20 protein-coding genes are annotated in these 17,823 nt (G+C 64.6%); 4 read left to right on the top strand and 16 right to left on the bottom strand.

Annotated features, from left to right (window positions below; all coding sequences use genetic code 11):
* Positions 1-664: 664 nt before the first annotated feature.
* The 3 genes from ABEI27_RS13965 to ABEI27_RS13955 all read right to left on the bottom strand — a co-directional run bounded on the left by ABEI27_RS13965 (position 665) and on the right by ABEI27_RS13955 (position 2,135).
* Positions 665-871 carry a hypothetical protein gene (locus ABEI27_RS13965; RefSeq protein WP_375800018.1) on the bottom strand — a complete coding sequence of 69 codons (207 nt, stop codon included), beginning with the start codon at positions 869-871 and terminating at the stop codon, positions 665-667.
* A gap of 231 nt (positions 872-1,102) precedes the next feature.
* Complete coding sequence (locus ABEI27_RS13960; protein WP_375800017.1) at positions 1,103-1,534, bottom strand: hypothetical protein; 432 nt, start codon at positions 1,532-1,534, stop codon at positions 1,103-1,105.
* A 67-nt stretch (positions 1,535-1,601) separates the two neighbouring features.
* Complete coding sequence (locus tag ABEI27_RS13955; protein WP_375800016.1) at positions 1,602-2,135, bottom strand: TrmB family transcriptional regulator; 534 nt, start codon at positions 2,133-2,135, stop codon at positions 1,602-1,604.
* A gap of 389 nt (positions 2,136-2,524) precedes the next feature.
* On the opposite strand from ABEI27_RS13955, the gene ABEI27_RS13950 reads away from it, so the two are divergent.
* The gene (locus ABEI27_RS13950; protein WP_375800015.1) at positions 2,525-3,427 is read left to right on the top strand and encodes an NAD+ synthase; all 903 of its coding nucleotides are present in this window, start codon (positions 2,525-2,527) and stop codon (positions 3,425-3,427) included.
* Between the two features lie 78 nt (positions 3,428-3,505).
* On the top strand, positions 3,506-4,666 hold the full coding sequence (coaBC, locus tag ABEI27_RS13945; protein WP_375800014.1) for a bifunctional phosphopantothenoylcysteine decarboxylase/phosphopantothenate--cysteine ligase CoaBC: 1,161 nt from the start codon (positions 3,506-3,508) through the stop codon (positions 4,664-4,666).
* A gap of 64 nt (positions 4,667-4,730) precedes the next feature.
* On the opposite strand, the gene ABEI27_RS13940 is transcribed toward coaBC, so the two are convergent.
* The 10 genes from ABEI27_RS13940 to ABEI27_RS13895 form a co-directional block, all read right to left on the bottom strand.
* Positions 4,731-4,949 carry a hypothetical protein gene (locus ABEI27_RS13940; RefSeq protein WP_375800013.1) on the bottom strand — a complete coding sequence of 73 codons (219 nt, stop codon included), beginning with the start codon at positions 4,947-4,949 and terminating at the stop codon, positions 4,731-4,733.
* A 99-nt stretch (positions 4,950-5,048) separates the two neighbouring features.
* Positions 5,049-6,875: a Na(+)/H(+) antiporter subunit D gene (locus ABEI27_RS13935; RefSeq protein ID WP_375800012.1), complete on the bottom strand. Its 1,827-nt coding sequence runs from the start codon at positions 6,873-6,875 to the stop codon at positions 5,049-5,051.
* Positions 6,875-8,800, bottom strand: a complete 1,926-nt coding sequence (locus ABEI27_RS13930; RefSeq protein ID WP_375800011.1) for a cation:proton antiporter — start codon at positions 8,798-8,800, stop codon at positions 6,875-6,877. Before ABEI27_RS13930 ends, ABEI27_RS13935 begins: the two co-directional genes overlap by 1 nt.
* Positions 8,801-10,360 carry a monovalent cation/H+ antiporter subunit D family protein gene (locus tag ABEI27_RS13925; RefSeq protein ID WP_375800010.1) on the bottom strand — a complete coding sequence of 520 codons (1,560 nt, stop codon included), beginning with the start codon at positions 10,358-10,360 and terminating at the stop codon, positions 8,801-8,803.
* Entirely contained in the window at positions 10,353-10,715 is a 363-nt protein-coding gene (locus tag ABEI27_RS13920; RefSeq protein ID WP_375800009.1) for a cation:proton antiporter subunit C, read from the bottom strand. Before ABEI27_RS13920 ends, ABEI27_RS13925 begins: the two co-directional genes overlap by 8 nt.
* Complete coding sequence (locus tag ABEI27_RS13915) at positions 10,712-11,206, bottom strand: MnhB domain-containing protein (RefSeq protein ID WP_375800008.1); 495 nt, start codon at positions 11,204-11,206, stop codon at positions 10,712-10,714. Before ABEI27_RS13915 ends, ABEI27_RS13920 begins: the two co-directional genes overlap by 4 nt.
* The gene (locus ABEI27_RS13910) at positions 11,203-11,745 is read right to left on the bottom strand and encodes a DUF4040 domain-containing protein (RefSeq protein WP_375800007.1); all 543 of its coding nucleotides are present in this window, start codon (positions 11,743-11,745) and stop codon (positions 11,203-11,205) included. Before ABEI27_RS13910 ends, ABEI27_RS13915 begins: the two co-directional genes overlap by 4 nt.
* A complete protein-coding gene (gene mnhG / locus ABEI27_RS13905) occupies positions 11,742-12,053 on the bottom strand; it encodes a monovalent cation/H(+) antiporter subunit G (protein ID WP_375800006.1) in 312 nt (103 codons plus the stop codon). Before mnhG ends, ABEI27_RS13910 begins: the two co-directional genes overlap by 4 nt.
* Position 12,054: 1 nt before the next feature.
* Positions 12,055-12,339: a monovalent cation/H+ antiporter complex subunit F gene (locus tag ABEI27_RS13900; RefSeq protein ID WP_375800005.1), complete on the bottom strand. Its 285-nt coding sequence runs from the start codon at positions 12,337-12,339 to the stop codon at positions 12,055-12,057.
* Positions 12,339-13,490, bottom strand: coding sequence for a monovalent cation/H+ antiporter subunit E (locus ABEI27_RS13895; RefSeq protein ID WP_375800004.1), 1,152 nt, complete (start codon positions 13,488-13,490; stop codon positions 12,339-12,341). The genes ABEI27_RS13900 and ABEI27_RS13895 overlap by 1 nt, the downstream gene beginning before the upstream one ends.
* A gap of 306 nt (positions 13,491-13,796) precedes the next feature.
* Here ABEI27_RS13895 and hpt point away from each other — a divergent pair, with 306 nt between their 5' ends.
* Positions 13,797-14,363, top strand: coding sequence for a hypoxanthine/guanine phosphoribosyltransferase (hpt, locus tag ABEI27_RS13890; protein ID WP_375800003.1), 567 nt, complete (start codon positions 13,797-13,799; stop codon positions 14,361-14,363).
* A gap of 381 nt (positions 14,364-14,744) precedes the next feature.
* On the opposite strand, the gene ABEI27_RS13885 is transcribed toward hpt, so the two are convergent.
* Positions 14,745-15,044, bottom strand: a complete 300-nt coding sequence (locus tag ABEI27_RS13885) for a transcriptional regulator (RefSeq protein WP_375800002.1) — start codon at positions 15,042-15,044, stop codon at positions 14,745-14,747.
* 107 nt (positions 15,045-15,151) lie between these two features.
* Here ABEI27_RS13885 and ABEI27_RS13880 point away from each other — a divergent pair, with 107 nt between their 5' ends.
* A complete protein-coding gene (locus ABEI27_RS13880) occupies positions 15,152-16,111 on the top strand; it encodes a sugar phosphate nucleotidyltransferase (protein WP_375800001.1) in 960 nt (319 codons plus the stop codon).
* 149 nt (positions 16,112-16,260) lie between these two features.
* Here the strand turns inward: ABEI27_RS13880 and ABEI27_RS13875 are convergent, their stop codons facing one another.
* Both ABEI27_RS13875 and ABEI27_RS13870 read right to left on the bottom strand, forming a co-directional pair.
* Positions 16,261-17,025: a hypothetical protein gene (locus tag ABEI27_RS13875; protein ID WP_375800000.1), complete on the bottom strand. Its 765-nt coding sequence runs from the start codon at positions 17,023-17,025 to the stop codon at positions 16,261-16,263.
* Positions 17,026-17,113: 88 nt separating this feature from the next.
* The gene (locus ABEI27_RS13870; protein ID WP_375799999.1) at positions 17,114-17,761 is read right to left on the bottom strand and encodes a metal-dependent hydrolase; all 648 of its coding nucleotides are present in this window, start codon (positions 17,759-17,761) and stop codon (positions 17,114-17,116) included.
* Positions 17,762-17,823 lie beyond the last annotated feature (62 nt).

Raw genomic sequence — 17,823 nt, 5'->3', positions numbered from 1 at the left:
CGTGAGGCGGGTCGTCATGGTGATCGTGAGGCGGGTCGTCATGGTGATCGTGAGGCGGGTCGTTATGGTGATCGTGAGGCGGGTCGTTATGGTGATCGTGAGGCGGGTCGTTATGGTGATCGTGAGGTGGCATTGTTTTTGTGGGAGAGATTGGCGATAGAGTATCATTTACTAATCTGGCAACTCCTCTAATTTCTCCATTTTGGAGAAAGTGCGTAGGCTATTTAAACCTGTTGCCGAAGGAGCAGTAATTCACTACAAGATGTGGGTACTGAACGGCCGTTAATTCCACCCAGTACCGGTAAAATCGCCGTTACAGGCGCCCGAAATGGCGGTGCGTGAGGTTCACACTATCTTTGGGCTTAGGCAAACTGTTGGATACACGCTCTGTATCGACCGATTCAAGCAACACTGGTTTCGACACCTTCCGGTGACCGATACGCGCCCTCCATTTTGCACTGGACTCCCGAATCATACATTTTCTGCCAGTAATCGCGTGACCGACTCAGAGGGTGTACTCAGCAATTGGTGGACGATACATACCACGGGGCGATGTTGCACTACCCCGCCTCAGTAATTAGGGGGGGTCGTACACCGCTCGTAGGGAATAAGACTCACCGGATTGCCGTCAGCGTGGCGTCTAACGACCTACTAACGACTTCTCTCAGTCGTGGCTTCTGTTCTTCGTAGCAGCGAGCGACCCGAGGACAGCGACGAGCGCCGCGATCTGAACCAAGGGCGCGTCCGCCCCGACGGAATAGACTATCGCACCCATAACGGCAAACCCGAGCATCTGCCGCGTGGCTCGCTCCCCGAATAGTTCACAGCCGATTCGGTCGATAACCTGACCGGCTTCTCCGAACTGGCCCATATGTGATATCGTGATATACTGGCTCATAATAAGCTTTTTTCGGAGAATGGGGAAGAGTTCTCAGTGTTGAATATGCGCGTTGTATTCAGCAGATCTCTCAGAGCATCATTCGCTGCTGATAGGATTCACAGTAGTCAGTAGGCAGGCGGGGTCTCACGGCTGATTCGGCTATGAACTCGTGAAATAACCACCGTGAGAACTCTTCTACGACATCCTGTCCCGCAGCCTACTTCACACGTCGTCGTCCAGTTCGATCCCGTCACGGTACTCCTCAAAGGCGTCGTCGAGTTCTGCTTTGATCGCCGCCCGCTCGGCCTCGGTGAGTTCCCGTTTCTCCTGGGCGGCAAGCACCGCGCGCGCCAGGAGTTCGTTGTTCATCCGCATCGACGGATTCGCGAAGTTGCTCGAGAGGTCCTGGCGATCACGCGACATCTGGTTCCAGACGCCACCTTCGGTGTAAAAGTAGGTGAACACGAGCGTGCCGCCGAGCGTCGCCCCGATCAGGGGCCAAGCGTACTCACCGTGTCCGTACTGTCTGAGTGTGATCGTGGCGGTCGAGAGCCCGGTCATCCCCAGCATCGCCAATCGGACCATCCCGGAGACACCGTCGACGCGGGCTAGCCACCGAGCGGCCAACCGGACCCACCAGCGTTCTGTGGTCATCGCCGCCGCGTATGCGAGCGAGCGTCAAAACGACCGCGACTCGACCGCGCCGGATGGTGCTCGACCGTCAGCCCGCTGACTGCTCTGCGGCCGTGTTCATTTGCCCGACACTGAGAATCAGCGTACTCTCGTCGGCGTTCACCGCTTTGACGGTCCCCGATAGACGGAGTCCAGTCGAGGGCGTGGGGCCGACGGTCACGCGGTCGCTCTCGGAGAACCGCCGGATCGATCCGCGGAGCGTCACCGCCGCGCGGCACAGATCAGGGTGATGAACAGTCCCGAGATAGATCTCCTCGACGTTGATGCCGTCGACCACGCCGCCGTTGCGCTCGACCGGCACCTGTGCGGCCTCGTCCATCGTTTCGACATCGAGCGCTTCGTAGGCGTTCGTAGTCGGTTTATAGCCACCCTTCGGCCCCGGGATCCCTTCGACTAGTTGGAGCGCCCGGAGGCTTTGCATCTGGTTGCGGATCGTACCAGGGTTGCGATCGATGTCTTCGGCGATCACCTTGCCCTGCACTGCGCGTTCCATCTCGCTCGACAGGTCGACCAGCGACCTGAGAATACGCTTCTGACTCGACGTCAACTCGGGTATCGACATAGAAGACAATGATGGACTTAATTTGATAATCGTTTGGATAATATGAAGTAATATGCCTTAAACAGTAAAGAAATGAGCAATATTACAGAAGAACAAATAATAACGACAATAGAACTTGATATACTGTGAATTTACAGATAGGCTCGATAATGAGTAAAATATTGTCGGATATGAACGAATTAACTTCAGTATCTAGTAATTAGAGGGCCGAATTTATGAGTAAGTATTGTGTTCTACAGTGTTTCCTTAAACAAACAGTACAAAATATATTTAGGCTCTGACCTGCGACCGTCGCCAGTGATGTTCGATGGTGTCGATGCTCGCACCGACTGCCGGACGCAGGGACTGTGGGGCGACCGCATCGCGGGTGCGCAGAGGGGCAAGGAGCGATGACTGACCCTTCCACTGCGCCGGAGTCGCGGGTGGCCGACACCGAGTCCACTGGCGATCTGTTCATCGCCGATGCAGCAGACTCGGATGTGCGTGACGAACGTCTCTCTGTCTCGTTCGATCCCGAGGCGGCGCGACAGCGGATCGAAACTGTCGTTCGCGAGACGGTCGACGACGCCGATGCCAGCGGCGCCATCGTGAATATGAGCGGCGGACTGGACTCGACGGTGACGGCGGCGCTCGCCGTCGACGCCCTGGGTGCCGAGCGGGTCTACGGGCTGATCCTTCCGTGTACCAAACTGGGCGCGACATCCGCGCGGGACGCGGAGGCGCTCGCCGACGCACTCGGTATTGATTACGACACGGTCCACCTCCAGCCGCTGTTCGCACGCTTCGGATCGATTGTCCCCGACGGCTTCGAGTTTCACGACGAGCCCGTCTGGGCCGGCAACGCAATCGCCCGGCTCCGGATGCTGCTCGCGTATTTCGCTGCCAACGCGACAGGTCGCCTGGTCTGTGGCACAACCAACCGGAGTGAGCGGCTTCTCGGATATTTCACGAAGCACGGCGACGGCGCGGCAGACCTCCTTCCGATCGGGCACCTGTATAAGACCGAAGTCAGGGCACTGGCCGAGACGCTCGATGTCCCGGAGTTCGTCCTCGACAAGGAACCGACGGCCGGGGTCCGTCCCGGGCAGGTGGACGCCGACGATCTCGGGGCTCCCTACGACGTTATCGATCCGATACTCAGACTCGGTATCGACTTCGGACTCGATCCCGACACTGTTGCAGCCCAGACCGGCGTCGATGTGGCGACCGTCGTTGACCTCCTCGATCGGTATGAGGCGACCGTACACAAACGACGGATGCCGACCGTCCCCGCTCGGGACGACGGTCGCTGAGGTCCCTCGCGAGGCTTCGGTCCCGCTCCGTCGCCGAAAGACGTGGAGTTTTACCTGCTGCATCCTAACCCTCACTTGATGTTGGACGGCGTCAGTGTCGCGCTCGGGATCTCGGGGAGCATCGCCGCCGTGAAGGTGGTCGAACTCGCTCACGAGTTGCGACGGCAGGGGGCGGCGGTCCGCGGCGTGATGACAGAGAGCGCGCAGGGAATCATTCACCCGTGGGCGGTGGAGTTCGCGACCGAGAACGACGTCGTGACAGAGATCACGGGTCGCGTCGAGCACGTCGAACTCTGCGGCCGCGACGGCTGGGCTGACGTACTCCTGCTCGCTCCCGCGACAGCGAACACGGTCGGGAAAATCGCCGGCGCGGTCGACGACACGCCCGTGACGACCTGTGCGACGACTGCGCTCGGCGCGGACGTTCCGGTCGTGATCGCGCCCGCGATGCACGAACCGATGTACGACCACCCAGGGGTCATCGAGGCACTCGACCGCGTCGAGTCCTGGGGTGTCACCTTCGCTGATCCCCGTATAGAGGAGGGCAAAGCCAAAATCGCGACCGAGGCGGCCATCGTCACCGAGACAGCGCGGGCGACGAGAGCGCAGTCGCTCGCCGGGCACCACGTCGTCGTCACGGCCGGTGCGACCGCGGAGGCGATCGATCCCGTCCGGATTCTCACGAACCGCGCGTCCGGCAAGACCGGTCGAGCAGTCGCCCGGGCGTGTCACGTCCGCGGGGCCGACGTGACGCTCGTCCACCCCGGCGGCGACGTCCACTACGCGGACGCCGTTACGGCCGAATCGGCCGCAGAGATGCACGACGCCGTGTTAGCGCACACTGATAGCGACACCGACGCCGTCGTCTCTGCAGCGGCAATCTCCGATTACACCGTCGAGGCCGCGAGCGAGAAACTCCGCTCGGGCGAGGCGCGAACGCTCGAACTCGAACCGACGCCGAAGTTGCTGGATGCCGTGCGTGAGGGCCACCCCGACCTCCCGATCGTCGGCTTCAAAGCCGAGACGTCCGGCGACGACAGTGCGATGATCGAGGCCGCGCGTGCGATCCTCGACCGCGTTGGACTGGCGTTCGTCGTGGCCAACGACGCTTCAGTGATGGGCGTGGACGCGACGCGGGCGCTGTTCGTCGAGAGCGACGACGTCATCGAGTTCTCCGGATCGAAGATCGAACTCGGCGCGAGGGTGGCAGAGCGTCTCGCGGCCGCCGTCACCGAGTGACGGCTCTTGTGATGTGCGGTCGTCGTCCCTGAGTACTGTGTGGTGTGTGACGCGCGAACCGCAGTCACTGCACCCGACGATCCGCGTCCGCGATAATCTTGTAGGCAAGGCCGATGCGTCCGCCGAGGAGGATCACGAACCCACCCGCGAGGACGCTCCCGACGAATCCGCCGTCCCCGCCCCGCAGTGCCAGTCCGGAGGCGAACCACATACCAGTGAGGAACCCGAAGTAGCCGACGCCGATGACGACGTACAGCGCGCCATCTCTCGACTGAGTCCGCAAGCAAGGGCCTCTCTCGGTCTCAGAGTGCTCATACCGCTACCCCGACCGGTCTGTAGAAATCCTCGTCGCTAGCCGTGACCGAGCGTCGCTAGCCAGGCGCTACAGCAGGCCGACCAGCGTCGCCGCCAGGACGATCACCACGAGGAGGACGCTCGTCGCGATGGTCGCACGCATCCCGCCGTACTGCAACGAGTCCCTCTCATCACCCAGTAGCGCAATGGCCGGACCGCGGATCGCGCCGTAGGGGTCGGAAGCGGCGTCCAGCGCCGTCATTGCGGCGGCCACGACCGCTCGATCGACGGCCGCGAACAGTTCCGTGATCCCGCGGACGAGGCCGCGCATCCCGTAGAACGTCGCCGGTTCGATCACGATGTCGACGTCGATGCCGTTGCCGATCTTCGAGAGCGGCGTCTTCAACAGGGCAAACCCGACGACGCCAAGCCCCGCGAGCAGGAATCCCTCGCCGAGGTGGCCGAGCGTGAACGGGTGTGCGTCGGCCGTGCTACCCGGAAGGAGTGCAAACAGCGCGTCGGGGTAGAGGCCGAGAACCACACACAGCGTGGCGACCCCGACCATCGCGACACGCTGGCCGGGAACCGAGCGCTGAATCGTCCAGGTACTGTCGCTCTCGCGGAGGAACGCGTAGTAGCCGAACTTGATGAAGGACATAAACGTCCCGACGCCGGCCGCGAGCAGAATGTAGAAGATTCCGTTGAGGTGTTCTTTGTGCGCCGCGGCCGTGATCATCCCCTTGCTGACGAAGCCGTTGAATCCGGGGAAGCCGCTGATCGACAGCGCCGCAGCGGTGAACGCCAGCGCCGTCACCGGCAGGGCCCGACCCAACCCGCCGAGGTACTTCAGGCTCTGCTTGCCTGTCCGCGAGATGACGACGCCCGCGGTCATAAACAGCAACGCCTTGTAGAGGATGTGATTGAACACGTGCGCGAACGCACCGGCGGTAGCGAGCGCCGTTCCGACGCCGATGCCCGCAACCATATAGCCGACCTGCGACTGGATGTGATACGAGAGCAGGCGGCGCATATCGTTCTGCAGCAGGGCGTAGACGACGCCGACGAGCGCCATCGCAGCCCCCATATACGCGACCGCGAGGTTGCCGTCGGGGAAGGCCCGCGCGAGCCCGTAGACACCGGTCTTCGTCGTGTACACTGAGAGGAAGACGCTCGCGGCGACGTGTGGACGCGGATACGTGTCGGGCAGCCAGGTGTGCAGCCCCACGAACCCGACGTTGACGCCGATTCCGACCGCGGCCAGCGCGGCCGGAATGCCTGCTGTGATGCCGTCGCTAGCGCTGAAGAGGAACGATCCCACCTCGGTGTAGTGCCAGACAATCGCCGCCATCAGCAGACTTCCGCCGAGGCCGTGATAGACGGCGTAGCGGAACCCGGCGCGGACGGCCTCGCCGCCGTAGTCCCAGACCAGGAGCGTGCTCGTGACCGCCATCAGTTCCCAGAAGAAGACCATCGTCAGCCAGTCGCCGGCGAAGACGGAGCCGACGCTCGTCCCCACGTACCCCAGCGCGAACGCGGTCTGTCGGTTGCTCGCGTCGGACGAGTACGAGTACAAGACGGCGGCCGCTCCGATCAGCCCGAAGATGACGCCCATCAGCCGCGAGAACGCGTCGACGTTGAACAGCAGCGCGTCGAAGCCGAGGAACGTCACGTCGAGGTACGCCCCGGCGGGAGCCAGAAGCGACCATAGCGACACGCCGCCGGTCGCGAGAACGCCGAGCGCGTGCCCGAGCTTCCGCGAGAGGAACGGCAGCACGACGGCGACCGCGAGGATCGCGGCCGCCGGTGGCACGACAGTCGGGACGTCGGTAGTCGGCAGCGACACTGACGGCTCCGACGCGAGGACGGTCGCTCGAACGACGAGGTCGGCCACGAGCGGGAAGCCAGCGGTGCTCATCAGAACACCACCCCCGTCGCGTTCGCGACGACCTCGTAGACGAGTGCGAGAAACACCATCGCCTGTGGAGCGATTCCGAGCGCCACTGCACCGGCCGCCGCCACGCTGATCGGCCCGAGCATAAACCACGTGCTCTCTTCGCCGAAGCCACGGCGTTCCCACCCGGACGCAGGCGGACCCCCGTGAACGTCGGGGTACTCGTCGCTCCCGGCTTCTGTCACCGACATCTTCGTGCCGTCGTCGGGTCCGCCGTCGCGCTCCTCGTCGGCGTCGTCGGGCGCGTCATCCTGCAGGTGGTCGCTGGGATGCCGGTCGACGGCGTACTGACCCTCGCTCTCGACCCGGGCGTCGACCTCGACCTCGCCTTCTTCCTCGGAGGGCGTGACGTCCGGATCGATCTCCGGATCGACCGGTTCGGCAGTGTCGATGGGTACGTCCCCCGCCCCGGCTGTAGCCTCTGGGGCCTCCGGGGCCTCCGGTTCGCTCGCGGATTCCTCAGCGTCGCCCTCCCGGTCTTCTGTCCCCTCGCCACCGTCGGTACGGACGCGGGCCCCGCCGATCGGGAACTCCAGGAGCGGTTTGGCGTCCGAATCCTCGGGCGTCTGGAAGAACGCCTGGTAGACGATCGGCCAGAAGTAGCCGATGTTCAGGAGGCCCGACGTGAGCAGGACGAGCGCGAAAATCGCCGTCCCGTTGTCAATGCTCCCGATCAGGAGGTACCACTTGCTCACGAACCCGGCGACGAGCGGCAGTCCGGCCATCCCGACGCTCGCGACGCCGAAAGCAGCCATCGTGAGCGGCATCCGCTTTCCGATCCCGGCCATCTCGCTGATATCGTCGGTGTGGGTCTCGACGTGGATCGCACCCGCACAGAAGAACAGGGTGAGTTTCATAAAGGCGTGCGCCGGGATGTGCAGTAGGCCGCCGACCAGCGCCGCCGGCGAGAGCAGTCCGAGTCCGAGCACGATGTACGACAGTTGACTGATCGTCGAGTACGCGAGTCGGCGCTTGAGGTTGTCCTGTCGGAGTGCGATGATGCTCGACACGAGGATCGTCACCGCCGCGACCGCCGCCAGCGGGAGGCCGACGCCGAGATCCGCGACCGTCTCGGGCCCGAACACGTCGAGGACGACGCGCGCGATCCCGAACACGCCGCTCTTGACGACCGCCACCGCGTGCAGCAGCCCCGAGACCGGCGTCGGCGCGACCATCGCGTCCGGCAGCCACGAGTGAACGGGGATGAGCGCCGCCTTCACGCCGAAGCCGCCGGCTAGGAGCGCGAAGGCCGCCCGCGCGAGAACCGGATCGACCGACGCCAACCCCGCGATGCCGCCGGGCGTGAACGCCACCGTTCCGGTGGTCCAGAAGACCAGGACGGTTCCTGCGAGAACGGCGACGCCGCCCCCGAAGGTGTAGGCGAGGTACTTCCGACCCGCAGCCCGCGCCTCTTCGCTCTCGTCGTGAGCGACGAGCGGGTAGGTCGCGATCGTCAGCAGTTCGTAGAAGACGTAGAGCGCGACGAGATTCGACGCGAACGCGACCCCGAGCGCCGCGCCGACGCTGCCCGCGAACGCCGCGAAGTATCTGGTCTGTGAGTGCTCGTCGAGGCCGCGCATATAGCCGATACTGTAGAAACTCGTGACGAGCCACAGTGCGCTCGCGAGCAGAGCGAAAATCATCCCGAGCGGATCCGCGCGCAAGGTAAGTTCGATACCGGGCACGAACGTCCCCAACTGCGAGACGTGTGTCGTGCCGGACAGCGCCGGCGGTACGAGGCTCGCGACGGTCCCGAAGGTCACGAGCGCGGTGAGGAGCGTGAACGCCTCTCGAACGTCTGGTCTACGGTGTGATGCGACGATCGCCAGAATGCCGACTGCGGGGAGTAGCACCGCCGCAAGCGGCCTGAGAGAAGCTATTTCGGACATCTAGAAGTACACCTCCAGAACCGGCTCGAAGACCGCGATCAGATCTGATGCGACCAGACCGAGTCCGACTGCCACGACGGCCGCGGCGACGACCACGACCCGGGCGGTCGTCGAAACCGACTCGGGTTCGGCCACCGGTTCCGGTGCCACGTTGGACGCGTCGTCGTGGTCACCGCTCCCACCGTCGGAGGCTAGTTCGGAGCCGCCGCCGTCAGCGGCCGCAGCGACGGTGTCCTCGACAGGTGCGGGCGCGTCGCGGAAGTACATCCGCTCAACGACGCGAGCGAAGTAGGCAAGCGTCAGGAGCGTGCTCACGACCGCGACGAGCGCGACGCCCCAGCGGCCGCCCTCGACCGCGCCGAGCACGATCTGCCACTTGCCGGCGAAGCCGATCGCCGGCGGCACGCCGACCAGCGCGAACGCGAGGACGGCGAACGCGGCACTCACGAGCGGCGCGCGGTCGGCCAACCCAACGAAATCATCGACGGTCCGGCCGCCCGCAACGCTCGCGAGTGCGCCCACGCCGACGAACAGCCCCGCTTTCATTACCGCGTGCCCGACCAGATGGACTAACCCGCCGGTCACGGCCGTGGGGTTGGCGATGGCGAAGCCGGCGACGATCAGCCCAAACTGTGCAACAGAGGAGTACGCCAACATCCGCTTGAGGTCCGATTGGAGGACCGCCAGGACGGAGCCGACGATGACGCTCACCGACGCCAGGACCACGAGCGTGTCCAGTGCGAACGGGACCGCAGCGTCGAACGCGGGTGTGAACACGGTGTAGATGATCCGGAACAGTGCGTACGCCGCCGCAGTCGAGACGAGCGCCGAGATGTATGCGGTGACGCTGTCGGGCGACTCGGCGTACGCGCCGGGCTGCCAGGTGTGCAGGGGGAAGAGCGCCGCCTTGACCGCGAGACCGACGACGATGAGCCCGAAGCCCGTCAGTACGAGCGGCGAGCCGTACCCCACCGAGGAGAGTTGGCTGGCCAGATCCGCCATATTCAGCGTCCCCGTCGCGACGTAGAGGTAGCCGACGCCGAGCAGATACAGCGAGGCGCCGACCGTTCCGACGAGCAGGTACTTCAGGCTCGCCAGCGCCGCGGCCGGACTTCGGCCGGTGGCGACGAGCGCGTACGTCGCCAACCCCGTGATCTCGATGAACACGTACAGGTTGAACACGTCGCCGGTGGCGAACACCCCGGAGATGCCGGCGGTGAGTACCAACAGTTCGCTGTAGAACGCGTTCGAGTGCGGGCCTGCTCGCCGTGCGTAGGCGACAACCACGACGGTCACCACCGACGTCAACACGACGAGTACCGCACTCACGCCGTCACCGACCAGTTCGATGCCGAACGGGGGCGTATAGCCGCCGACGGCGTACGTGAACCGGCCGCCTGTGAGCACTTTCGCCCCGACGGTGATCGACAGTCCGAGGTGGACGAGCGCTCCGAAGGCGGCGGTCGCCCAGCCGATGCGATTCCAGCGCCTGCCGAACGCGATGGGGAACAGCGCGAGGACGATCGGGATCGCGACCAGGAGTGCGATGGCGTCAGTCATTCAGCCGCACCTCCCGGATGGTATCCTCGTCGAGCGTCCCGTAGGCGCCGTAGATCCGGACGATGAGCGCGAGCGCAACCGCCGTCAGGCTGACCCCGACGACGATGGCCGTCAGGATCAGGACGTGTGGCAGCGGGCTGACGTACGTCTCGGCGCCGTGGCTGTGGACTACTGGTGGTGCACCGCCGTCGATGTATCCGCTGGTGACGATGAACAGGAAGATCCCGACCTGGAAGATATTCAGGCCGATGATCTTCTTCACGAGGTTTGAACTCGCGGTGACGCCATAAAGGCCGAGGCCGACGAGCGCCACGAACACGACGTAGTTGTAGTGCGTCGCAAGCAGATCGATCACGGCTGCTCACCTCCCTGCGCGTCGGCGTCGCCTCCGCCCCCGCCGACGGACTCGAAGTCTCCCTGTGCCAGGCTGAAAAACAGCCCGACTAGGACACCAGAGACGATTGCGCCGATCCCCAGTTCCACGAGTTCGATCCCGTACTTGACGCCCGTCTTTCCGAGGTTGTAGGCTTCGTACTCGAGGAACGCACCGTTCGCCGCCACCGCACCGAGGCCGATGACGGTGAACGTCGCTCCGCCGGCCGCAATCGCGGCACGCGCGAGTGGCCCGTCCAGCCACGCACGCGTCGATTCGATCCCGAACGCGAACGCGAGCAACAGGACGGCCGCCGCGACGATGACGCCACCCTGGAAGCCGCCACCGGCTGATTCCGCGCCGTGGAACATCACGAATAACCCGAACGTGAAGGCGAACGGGGCGACGACGCGAACCGTCGTCATAATGATGGTACTTTCGACGTAGGTCTGGTTCTGTTCTGAACTACTCATACGTAGGCCTCCTGTCGCAACACGAGAAGCACCGCCAGTCCGGCGGCGATGACGACTGTCGCTTCACCCAGCGTGTCGAATCCACGGTAGGCGGCCAACACGGCTGTCACGGCGTTTTCGACGCCGGTCTGATCGTAGGCGTTTCCGAGGTAGTACTCCGTCACCCGGGAGGTCGCAACCGGCGAACTCACCGCGCCCACCGCCGGCAGCGATCGCACCGTCGTGAGCAACGCTCCGGCCAGAAGGGTGACGACCGCGACCGAGCGCCACTCGATCGGCTCGAACAGTCGCTCGCCGCTCGGCCTGACGGTCTTCGCGATCGTCACCAGAAAGAGGACCGTAGTGATTCCTGCGCCGACGGCGGCCTCAGTCAGCGCGACGTCCGGCGCGGCGAGCAGCAGCCACGTGACGGCGATCCCGAAGCTGAACGCCGTGAACGCGATGATGGCGTTGAGAACGTCTCGCAGGAAGATCGCCGCGACCGCCGTGAACAAGGCAAAGGTGAGCACGACGGTCAGTTCGGTCGTGATCGCCGTCATTCGTCGCCCTCCGTCGTCCAGGGCGTGATGCCCTGATCGTACGCAGCCCGCGTGATCGCGTGCGCCGCTGTCGGGTTCGTCACGAACAGGAACGCTGCCAGGATTGCCGTCTTCGCGACCGCGAGGTCCGCACCGAACACCAGCGCCGCCCCGCTCAGCGTCAGGATGATGCCGAGCGTATCACTCTTCGAGGTCGCGTGTGCGCGGGTGTATAGATCCGGGAGGCGGACGATACCCACGACCGCGACGAACCCGAAGAACGTCCCCGCGAGAACGAGCGCAATCGCGAGCCACTCGATGGGCGTCATCTCAGATCACCCCGCCTCGCTCGACGGTGAACTTCGAGATGGCGATGCTCATCAGGAAGTTCAGCATCCCATAGACGAGCGCGATGTCGAGATAGCCGGGGCGCTCTAGCGCCGCCGCCAGGAGCGCGAGCACAACCACCGCGTTCGTTCCGATCCCGTTAACCGCGATGACGCGGTCCTGCATCGTCGGGCCCGCGACGATTCGGTAGACCAACACGATGGCGAAGACGACGAACGCGCCTGCTGCAGCCAACAGTACTGTTCCGAGCAGTCCGGAAACCGCCATCAGGTCTCACCTCCGGTACCGGTCATCTCGGCCGCCGGATCGGTGTCGGTCCCCCCCGCGAACTCGGACTCGGCGTCCGACGACGTGGGGTCAGCAGTCACGAGCGATAGACTCTCGCGTTCCATCGGCGTCGGGATTCGGGCCCCGGCGCGGCCGTAGTAGACGAATCGGACCGCCCGCTCTAAGCCCCCTGCAGCGAGGTCGTCGCGGGCCGACCCGGTCAGCGTGTGGATGTCGAGGCCGTCGCGGCCGACGTCGACGGTCAGCGTCCCCGGCGTGAGCGTGATACTGTTGGCGAGCGTCGTCACCGGGAGGCCGCCCCAGACCGCCGCGCGGAACCGTCGCATCCCGGGATCGATCGGCAGGTCGGGGTGGAGGATGATGTAGGCGATCGAGATGTTCGCCTTCGTGATCTCCCACACCAGATACGGAACGAAGACTACTAATCGCGCGATGCGGAGTCCGGTCCGGCGGGGTGACGGTGACGAGACGAAGGTGACGTTCGCGAAGCCGATCGCCGCGAGCAGGGCGGTCAACCCGCCGGTGGCGAGGTTGAACAGGCTGAGCGACCCCGCGATCAGGAGATAGAACGCGTAAGTGGCACCGAACATCGCGACCCCCTTCCCGAGCGTCGTCCGCGAGACCAGCCGAGTCCGCGAGGTCTGTCGTTCGACCGGTGCCTCCTCGACGACGAAGTCCGACCGCGCGAGTTCCACCTCGAAGGGGCGAAGCATCGGCGCGCTCCCGCCGGGTTGGAACTCCGGATCGACGACGACGCGGCCGAGTCCGGCCGCCGCCGCGTACTCGGAGACGATCGCCGCGAAGTCGCCGGGGCTGAAGAGATACCGGTCGCTCCCGACCATTTTCGTCTCGATTTCGACGCCGGCGTCGGACGCCTCGCCGTTTTCGACCCCGAGATCCTCGTGCGCCCAGACTCTCACGCGCTCGAGCAGGCCGTCGGCCTGTTCGGTGTCGTCCTCGGACTCGGCGTCGACGGCGCGTCCTCGGGCCGGGTACACGAAGTGGACCGCCGGCGTCTCGCCGGTCGCTGCCGCGGTTTCGCGGGCCTCCCGAATCGCGTAGGCCACGGTGTTCCGGATCGTGGCGGATTCACCCACGGGAACGAGGAGGCGGGAACTCTCGGCACTCACCTGCCATCACCAACCCAGGTCGGTGCCGCTCCGTTCCGGTCGGTCGCTCGGCTCATACGTTACGGTATCGTTACTAAGGGTGTCAAATACGTCTTCCGCTCTGCCGAGCGCCAGCAACGCGGACAAGTGCTCATATGTCCAGTTTCCGCACCGTACGGGGGACTCTACTTTCGGCTCGGACTCGGACCGTCCGTCGTCTCATCGGGTGAATCGCTCCCGCGATAGCCGCTGCCACGGACCGCGGCGCGCTCTCGCGCCGAGGGGACGAACCGCCAGTTTTTATTTTCGACCCGGCATCGGTTCGACATGGACCAACTGCGACAGTCGCTCCTCGAGGCCCCGATTATCGAGAAGGGAGAGTACGAGTACTTCGTTCACCCGATCAGCGACGGCGTCCCGATGCTCCGGCCGGAACTCCTGCGGGAGATCGTGATCAAGATCATCCGCAAAGCCGAGATCGACGACGTGGACAAGATTGTCACCCCCGCGGCGATGGGGATTCACATCTCTACTGCAGTCTCGCTGATGACGGACATCCCGCTCGTCGTCATTCGAAAGCGCCAGTACGGCCTCGATGGCGAAGAGCCGCTGAGCCAGCAGACCGGCTACTCGGAGAACGAGATGTACATCAACGACGTCGATCCGGGCGATCGGGTGCTCGTCCTTGACGACGTGCTCTCGACCGGCGGGACGATGCGCGCGGTGCTCGATGCGCTCGACAACATCGGTGCAGACATCGTCGACACGGTCGCCGTTATCAAGAAGGCCGGTCCGAACGAACTGGACGACAGCGGCTACCACGTCAAAACGCTCATCAACGTCAGCGTCGAGAACGGCGAGGTCGTCATCGTCGACGAATCTGGAGACGACTGATCCGGAGCATCGCACGACGCTGACGGCGACGGCCCGAGTCGAGCGATGGACGAGCCGCGGTCTTCGTATGCGGCCCCGTCGATGGCTGGTTTCCCGATGTTCGTACTTTTCCGGTACGCTCCTCTGTGGCAGTTCGATCTTACCTCGGAGCTGGGCGATGCCGACGCAGCGGCGGGACTAGACCACACCCTGTCTCGTCTCGTCGCGGGTGAGCGCGACACGGTGGCGCGCCGCCACGCGAACGAGTCCAGGTCGGTCTGTGCGTCGCGCGCCTCCGAGAGGCGGTCAGTCGGCGGGGTGATCGTCCCGACCACATCACTGCTTGCCACCTGCTCGACGAGGAGTGAGATCGGATCCTGAGGTGTTTCCGATCCGCGTGTGCTACTCGATCAGGAACGTCGGTTCGGCGATCCGCTCGGAGCGACACTCCGGGCACCGTGAGGGGTTGTTCAGCGGGTCGTCGAAGCGGTCGAAACCGCACTCGCGGCACTCCGGTGGTGCGACGAGGAACTGCTCGTCGTCGGCGCGCTCGATGCTCTGTGCGACGTGTTCGACGTGTCGGTACACCGTTGACCGCGGCACGCCGACGGCCGTCGAGAGACCCGACGCATCGTGCGGTGCCGACCGAAGCGCGTCCGTGATCCGCTGTCTCGTTGTCGCGTCGTCGCCCGAGTCTACCATACCGGTACGCCGGTCGCATAGATCATAGTTCTTCCCGCCCGGTGCGGAGTCCGCCGATCATCTCGCCCGGGGAAACAGTCTTGAAACTCCGGTGGGAGGTGGAAGGTATGAAAGCTGTTGTCCTCGCGGGCGGGTACGCGACACGAATGTGGCCGATCACGAAGGACCGGCCGAAGATGCTCCTGCCCGTCGGTGACGGGACGGTTATCGACATCATCTTCGAGGAACTCGAGGACGACGACCGAATCGAGGAGGTGTACGTCAGCACCAACGAGGCCTTTGCCGGCGACTTCGAGGCGTTCCTCGAGGACTCCCCGTATGAGAAACCGACCGTCTCGGTCGAAGAGACTGTCGCCGAGGACGAGAAGTTCGGCGTCGTCGGCGCGCTCGAACAACTCATCGACCGCGAGAACGTCGCGGACGACCTCGTCGTCGTCGCCGGCGACAATCTGCTCTCGTTCGAGGTCTCTGAGTTCGTCGATTTCTTCGCCGAGAAGGGCACCCCGTCGCTCGCCGCCTACGACGTCGGGTCGCGAGAGCGCGCAAAGTCCTACGGACTCGTCCAGTTGGACGGAGACCGCGTTGTCGATTTCCAAGAGAAGCCCGAGGATCCCCAGAGCACGCTCGTCTCGATCGCCTGTTACGCATTTCCCGCGGAGACGCTTCCGGACTTCGAGACGTACCTCGAAAGCGGCAACAATCCCGACGAGCCGGGGTGGCTGATGCAGTGGCTTCAGGACCGCGGCGAGGTCAACGCGTTCACCTTCGACGGCGCTTGGTTCGACATCGGAACGCCCGAGAGTTACCTCGAAGCGGTGTCGTGGCACCTCGGCGGCGACACGTACGTGAACGACGACGCGACCCTCGAGAACGTGGACCTCGGGGAGAGCGTTCACGTGATGGCAGGCGCGGAGATCACTGATTCGGAACTGCACAGAAGCGTGGTCTTCGGCGACGCCGTGATTCGGGACTCCGAACTCAGAAGCACCATCGTCGATAAACACGCGCGCGTGGGAGACATCGAACTGTCATCTGCCCTGGTCGGCGCGCACTCCCGACTCGGATAGTCGCTGCGCTGCACTCGCGACTGACGAGTTTGAGGGCTCGTTCAGCAAAACGGCCCTGTCACCGTATCCGATCAGCGTCTGGTCACGAGACCCAGTCACCGCACTAAATCAGTGTTCGGTCACGAGATCGGCCCGGTTTCCGCACCCGATCAGCGTTCGGTCATTGGCGCCGAACACCGAAGACAGAGGACGTGGTTTGCGATCCAGTTGACGTCGGTAGACTCGCACTCCGGGCACCGGAAGGTAGCGTTGCCGTACTCCGTTGTTCCGCGCGAGGCGGCGAGCCAGCCGCCCTCGACCACGCGGGCGATCAGCGATCGGAAGCGCTGGCGCTTGAGTTGGGCTCGTTCGGCCAGGAACGCTCCGGGATTCGAGACATCGCTGCCGTGGAGGTCACCCCAGTCGATGGCAATTTCGCCGTTAGCCACCGTCCGGGCCATCTGTCGAACCGTCGCTGCGGCCGCCTCGAACAACGGCGACGTCGCCCATCGCCGGACGGACTCGACGTCATTGAGCGATTGGTAGGCATCGATCGCCTGCCGGTACGCCGCATCGACGTCGCCGGTATCGCCGACGGCCCGAAAGTCGGCGACGAACTCCCGGAGGCACGCCCGCTGCACGGGCGTGTCGAGAGCGGTCTCCAGGTCTCGCGCGATTGTGATTCCCTCCACCGCGCGACGCGTGGCGCGAGCGTCGACACCGGCGACGCGGTATGCAACGGCCGCGGCGGTCAGATACTGGAGTCCCTCACCGACCCACCCCCGTTCGTCCGCCTCGAACGGGCTCTGGTCCGGCCGCGGCTCGGCCAGCACCTGCCATCCGGCCCGCGTGTACTCGTCTCCTGCTGTCACGTGATCACGTCCGGCGAGCGCGTCGATCGCTTGCGACCTGTGTCCGCCGTCATCTGTTCCCATAAGTATCCCTGGGCGCGAATCCACAGAAGTCCATCGGCAGTTTGCCGCTTGTCCAGACACGCTCGGGAGTCCTGTTCTAGCCAGCAGGCTACCGGTAGCGAACCGCAACCGTCGTCGCGCCGCTCTCTGTCTCCTCGACGCTGATCGATGGAAGCCGGTCCGACAGGCTGGCCGGACACCGCTCGGTGATCGAATCCAGCCGAACGCCGGGATGCCGAAGCACCGTGTATAATCCGGCGAGTCCGACCAGACCGATCAGACCCGAATCAGCCGTCGGGCTGGTGGCCGGCGCGGCGACAGCCACGCCCGCGCAGACGAATCCCAGCAGGAAGTCCTCGACTGCGCCCGAATACCGGATGAGTCGCCGCGGGCGGTGCCACCCACCGAGGGCGTGGTTGTACACTGCTCGTTCCGTCGTCGGGTTCCAGGGTTCAGTCTCGACGCTTCCGGCGAGGACGTCGGACCACGAATGCGCCGCCGCCGCGGCAACCGCGACGCAGGCGAGCCCTACGATCGGACTCGGGGCGACGGCGTGCGCTCCGCCGACCCCCGCCGCGAGCGCCGTGTAGCCGACCGGGTAGTGGAACGTCTTCCGATGGGCGGCGAACACGTCGAGATCGGGTGCCGTCCCGCCAATGAGGGCCGCAGCGAGGACTAGCGGTGCGGCCTGCGTCGGGGCGAAGGGCAGCAGTACAGCCGCGAGCGCGACACTCGCGAGGCCGTGAGTGGAAGCCATCATCTGACTACGTATCCCTATTGATGATTCGATAGCACAAATAGTCGTCCCGTCTCCTCCGG

Origin of the sequence: Halobellus sp., from assembly GCF_042218505.1 — an archaeon.
In the GTDB taxonomy this organism is placed as follows: domain Archaea; phylum Halobacteriota; class Halobacteria; order Halobacteriales; family Haloferacaceae; genus Haloquadratum.
This window is presented reverse-complemented; position numbering and strand designations above follow the sequence as displayed.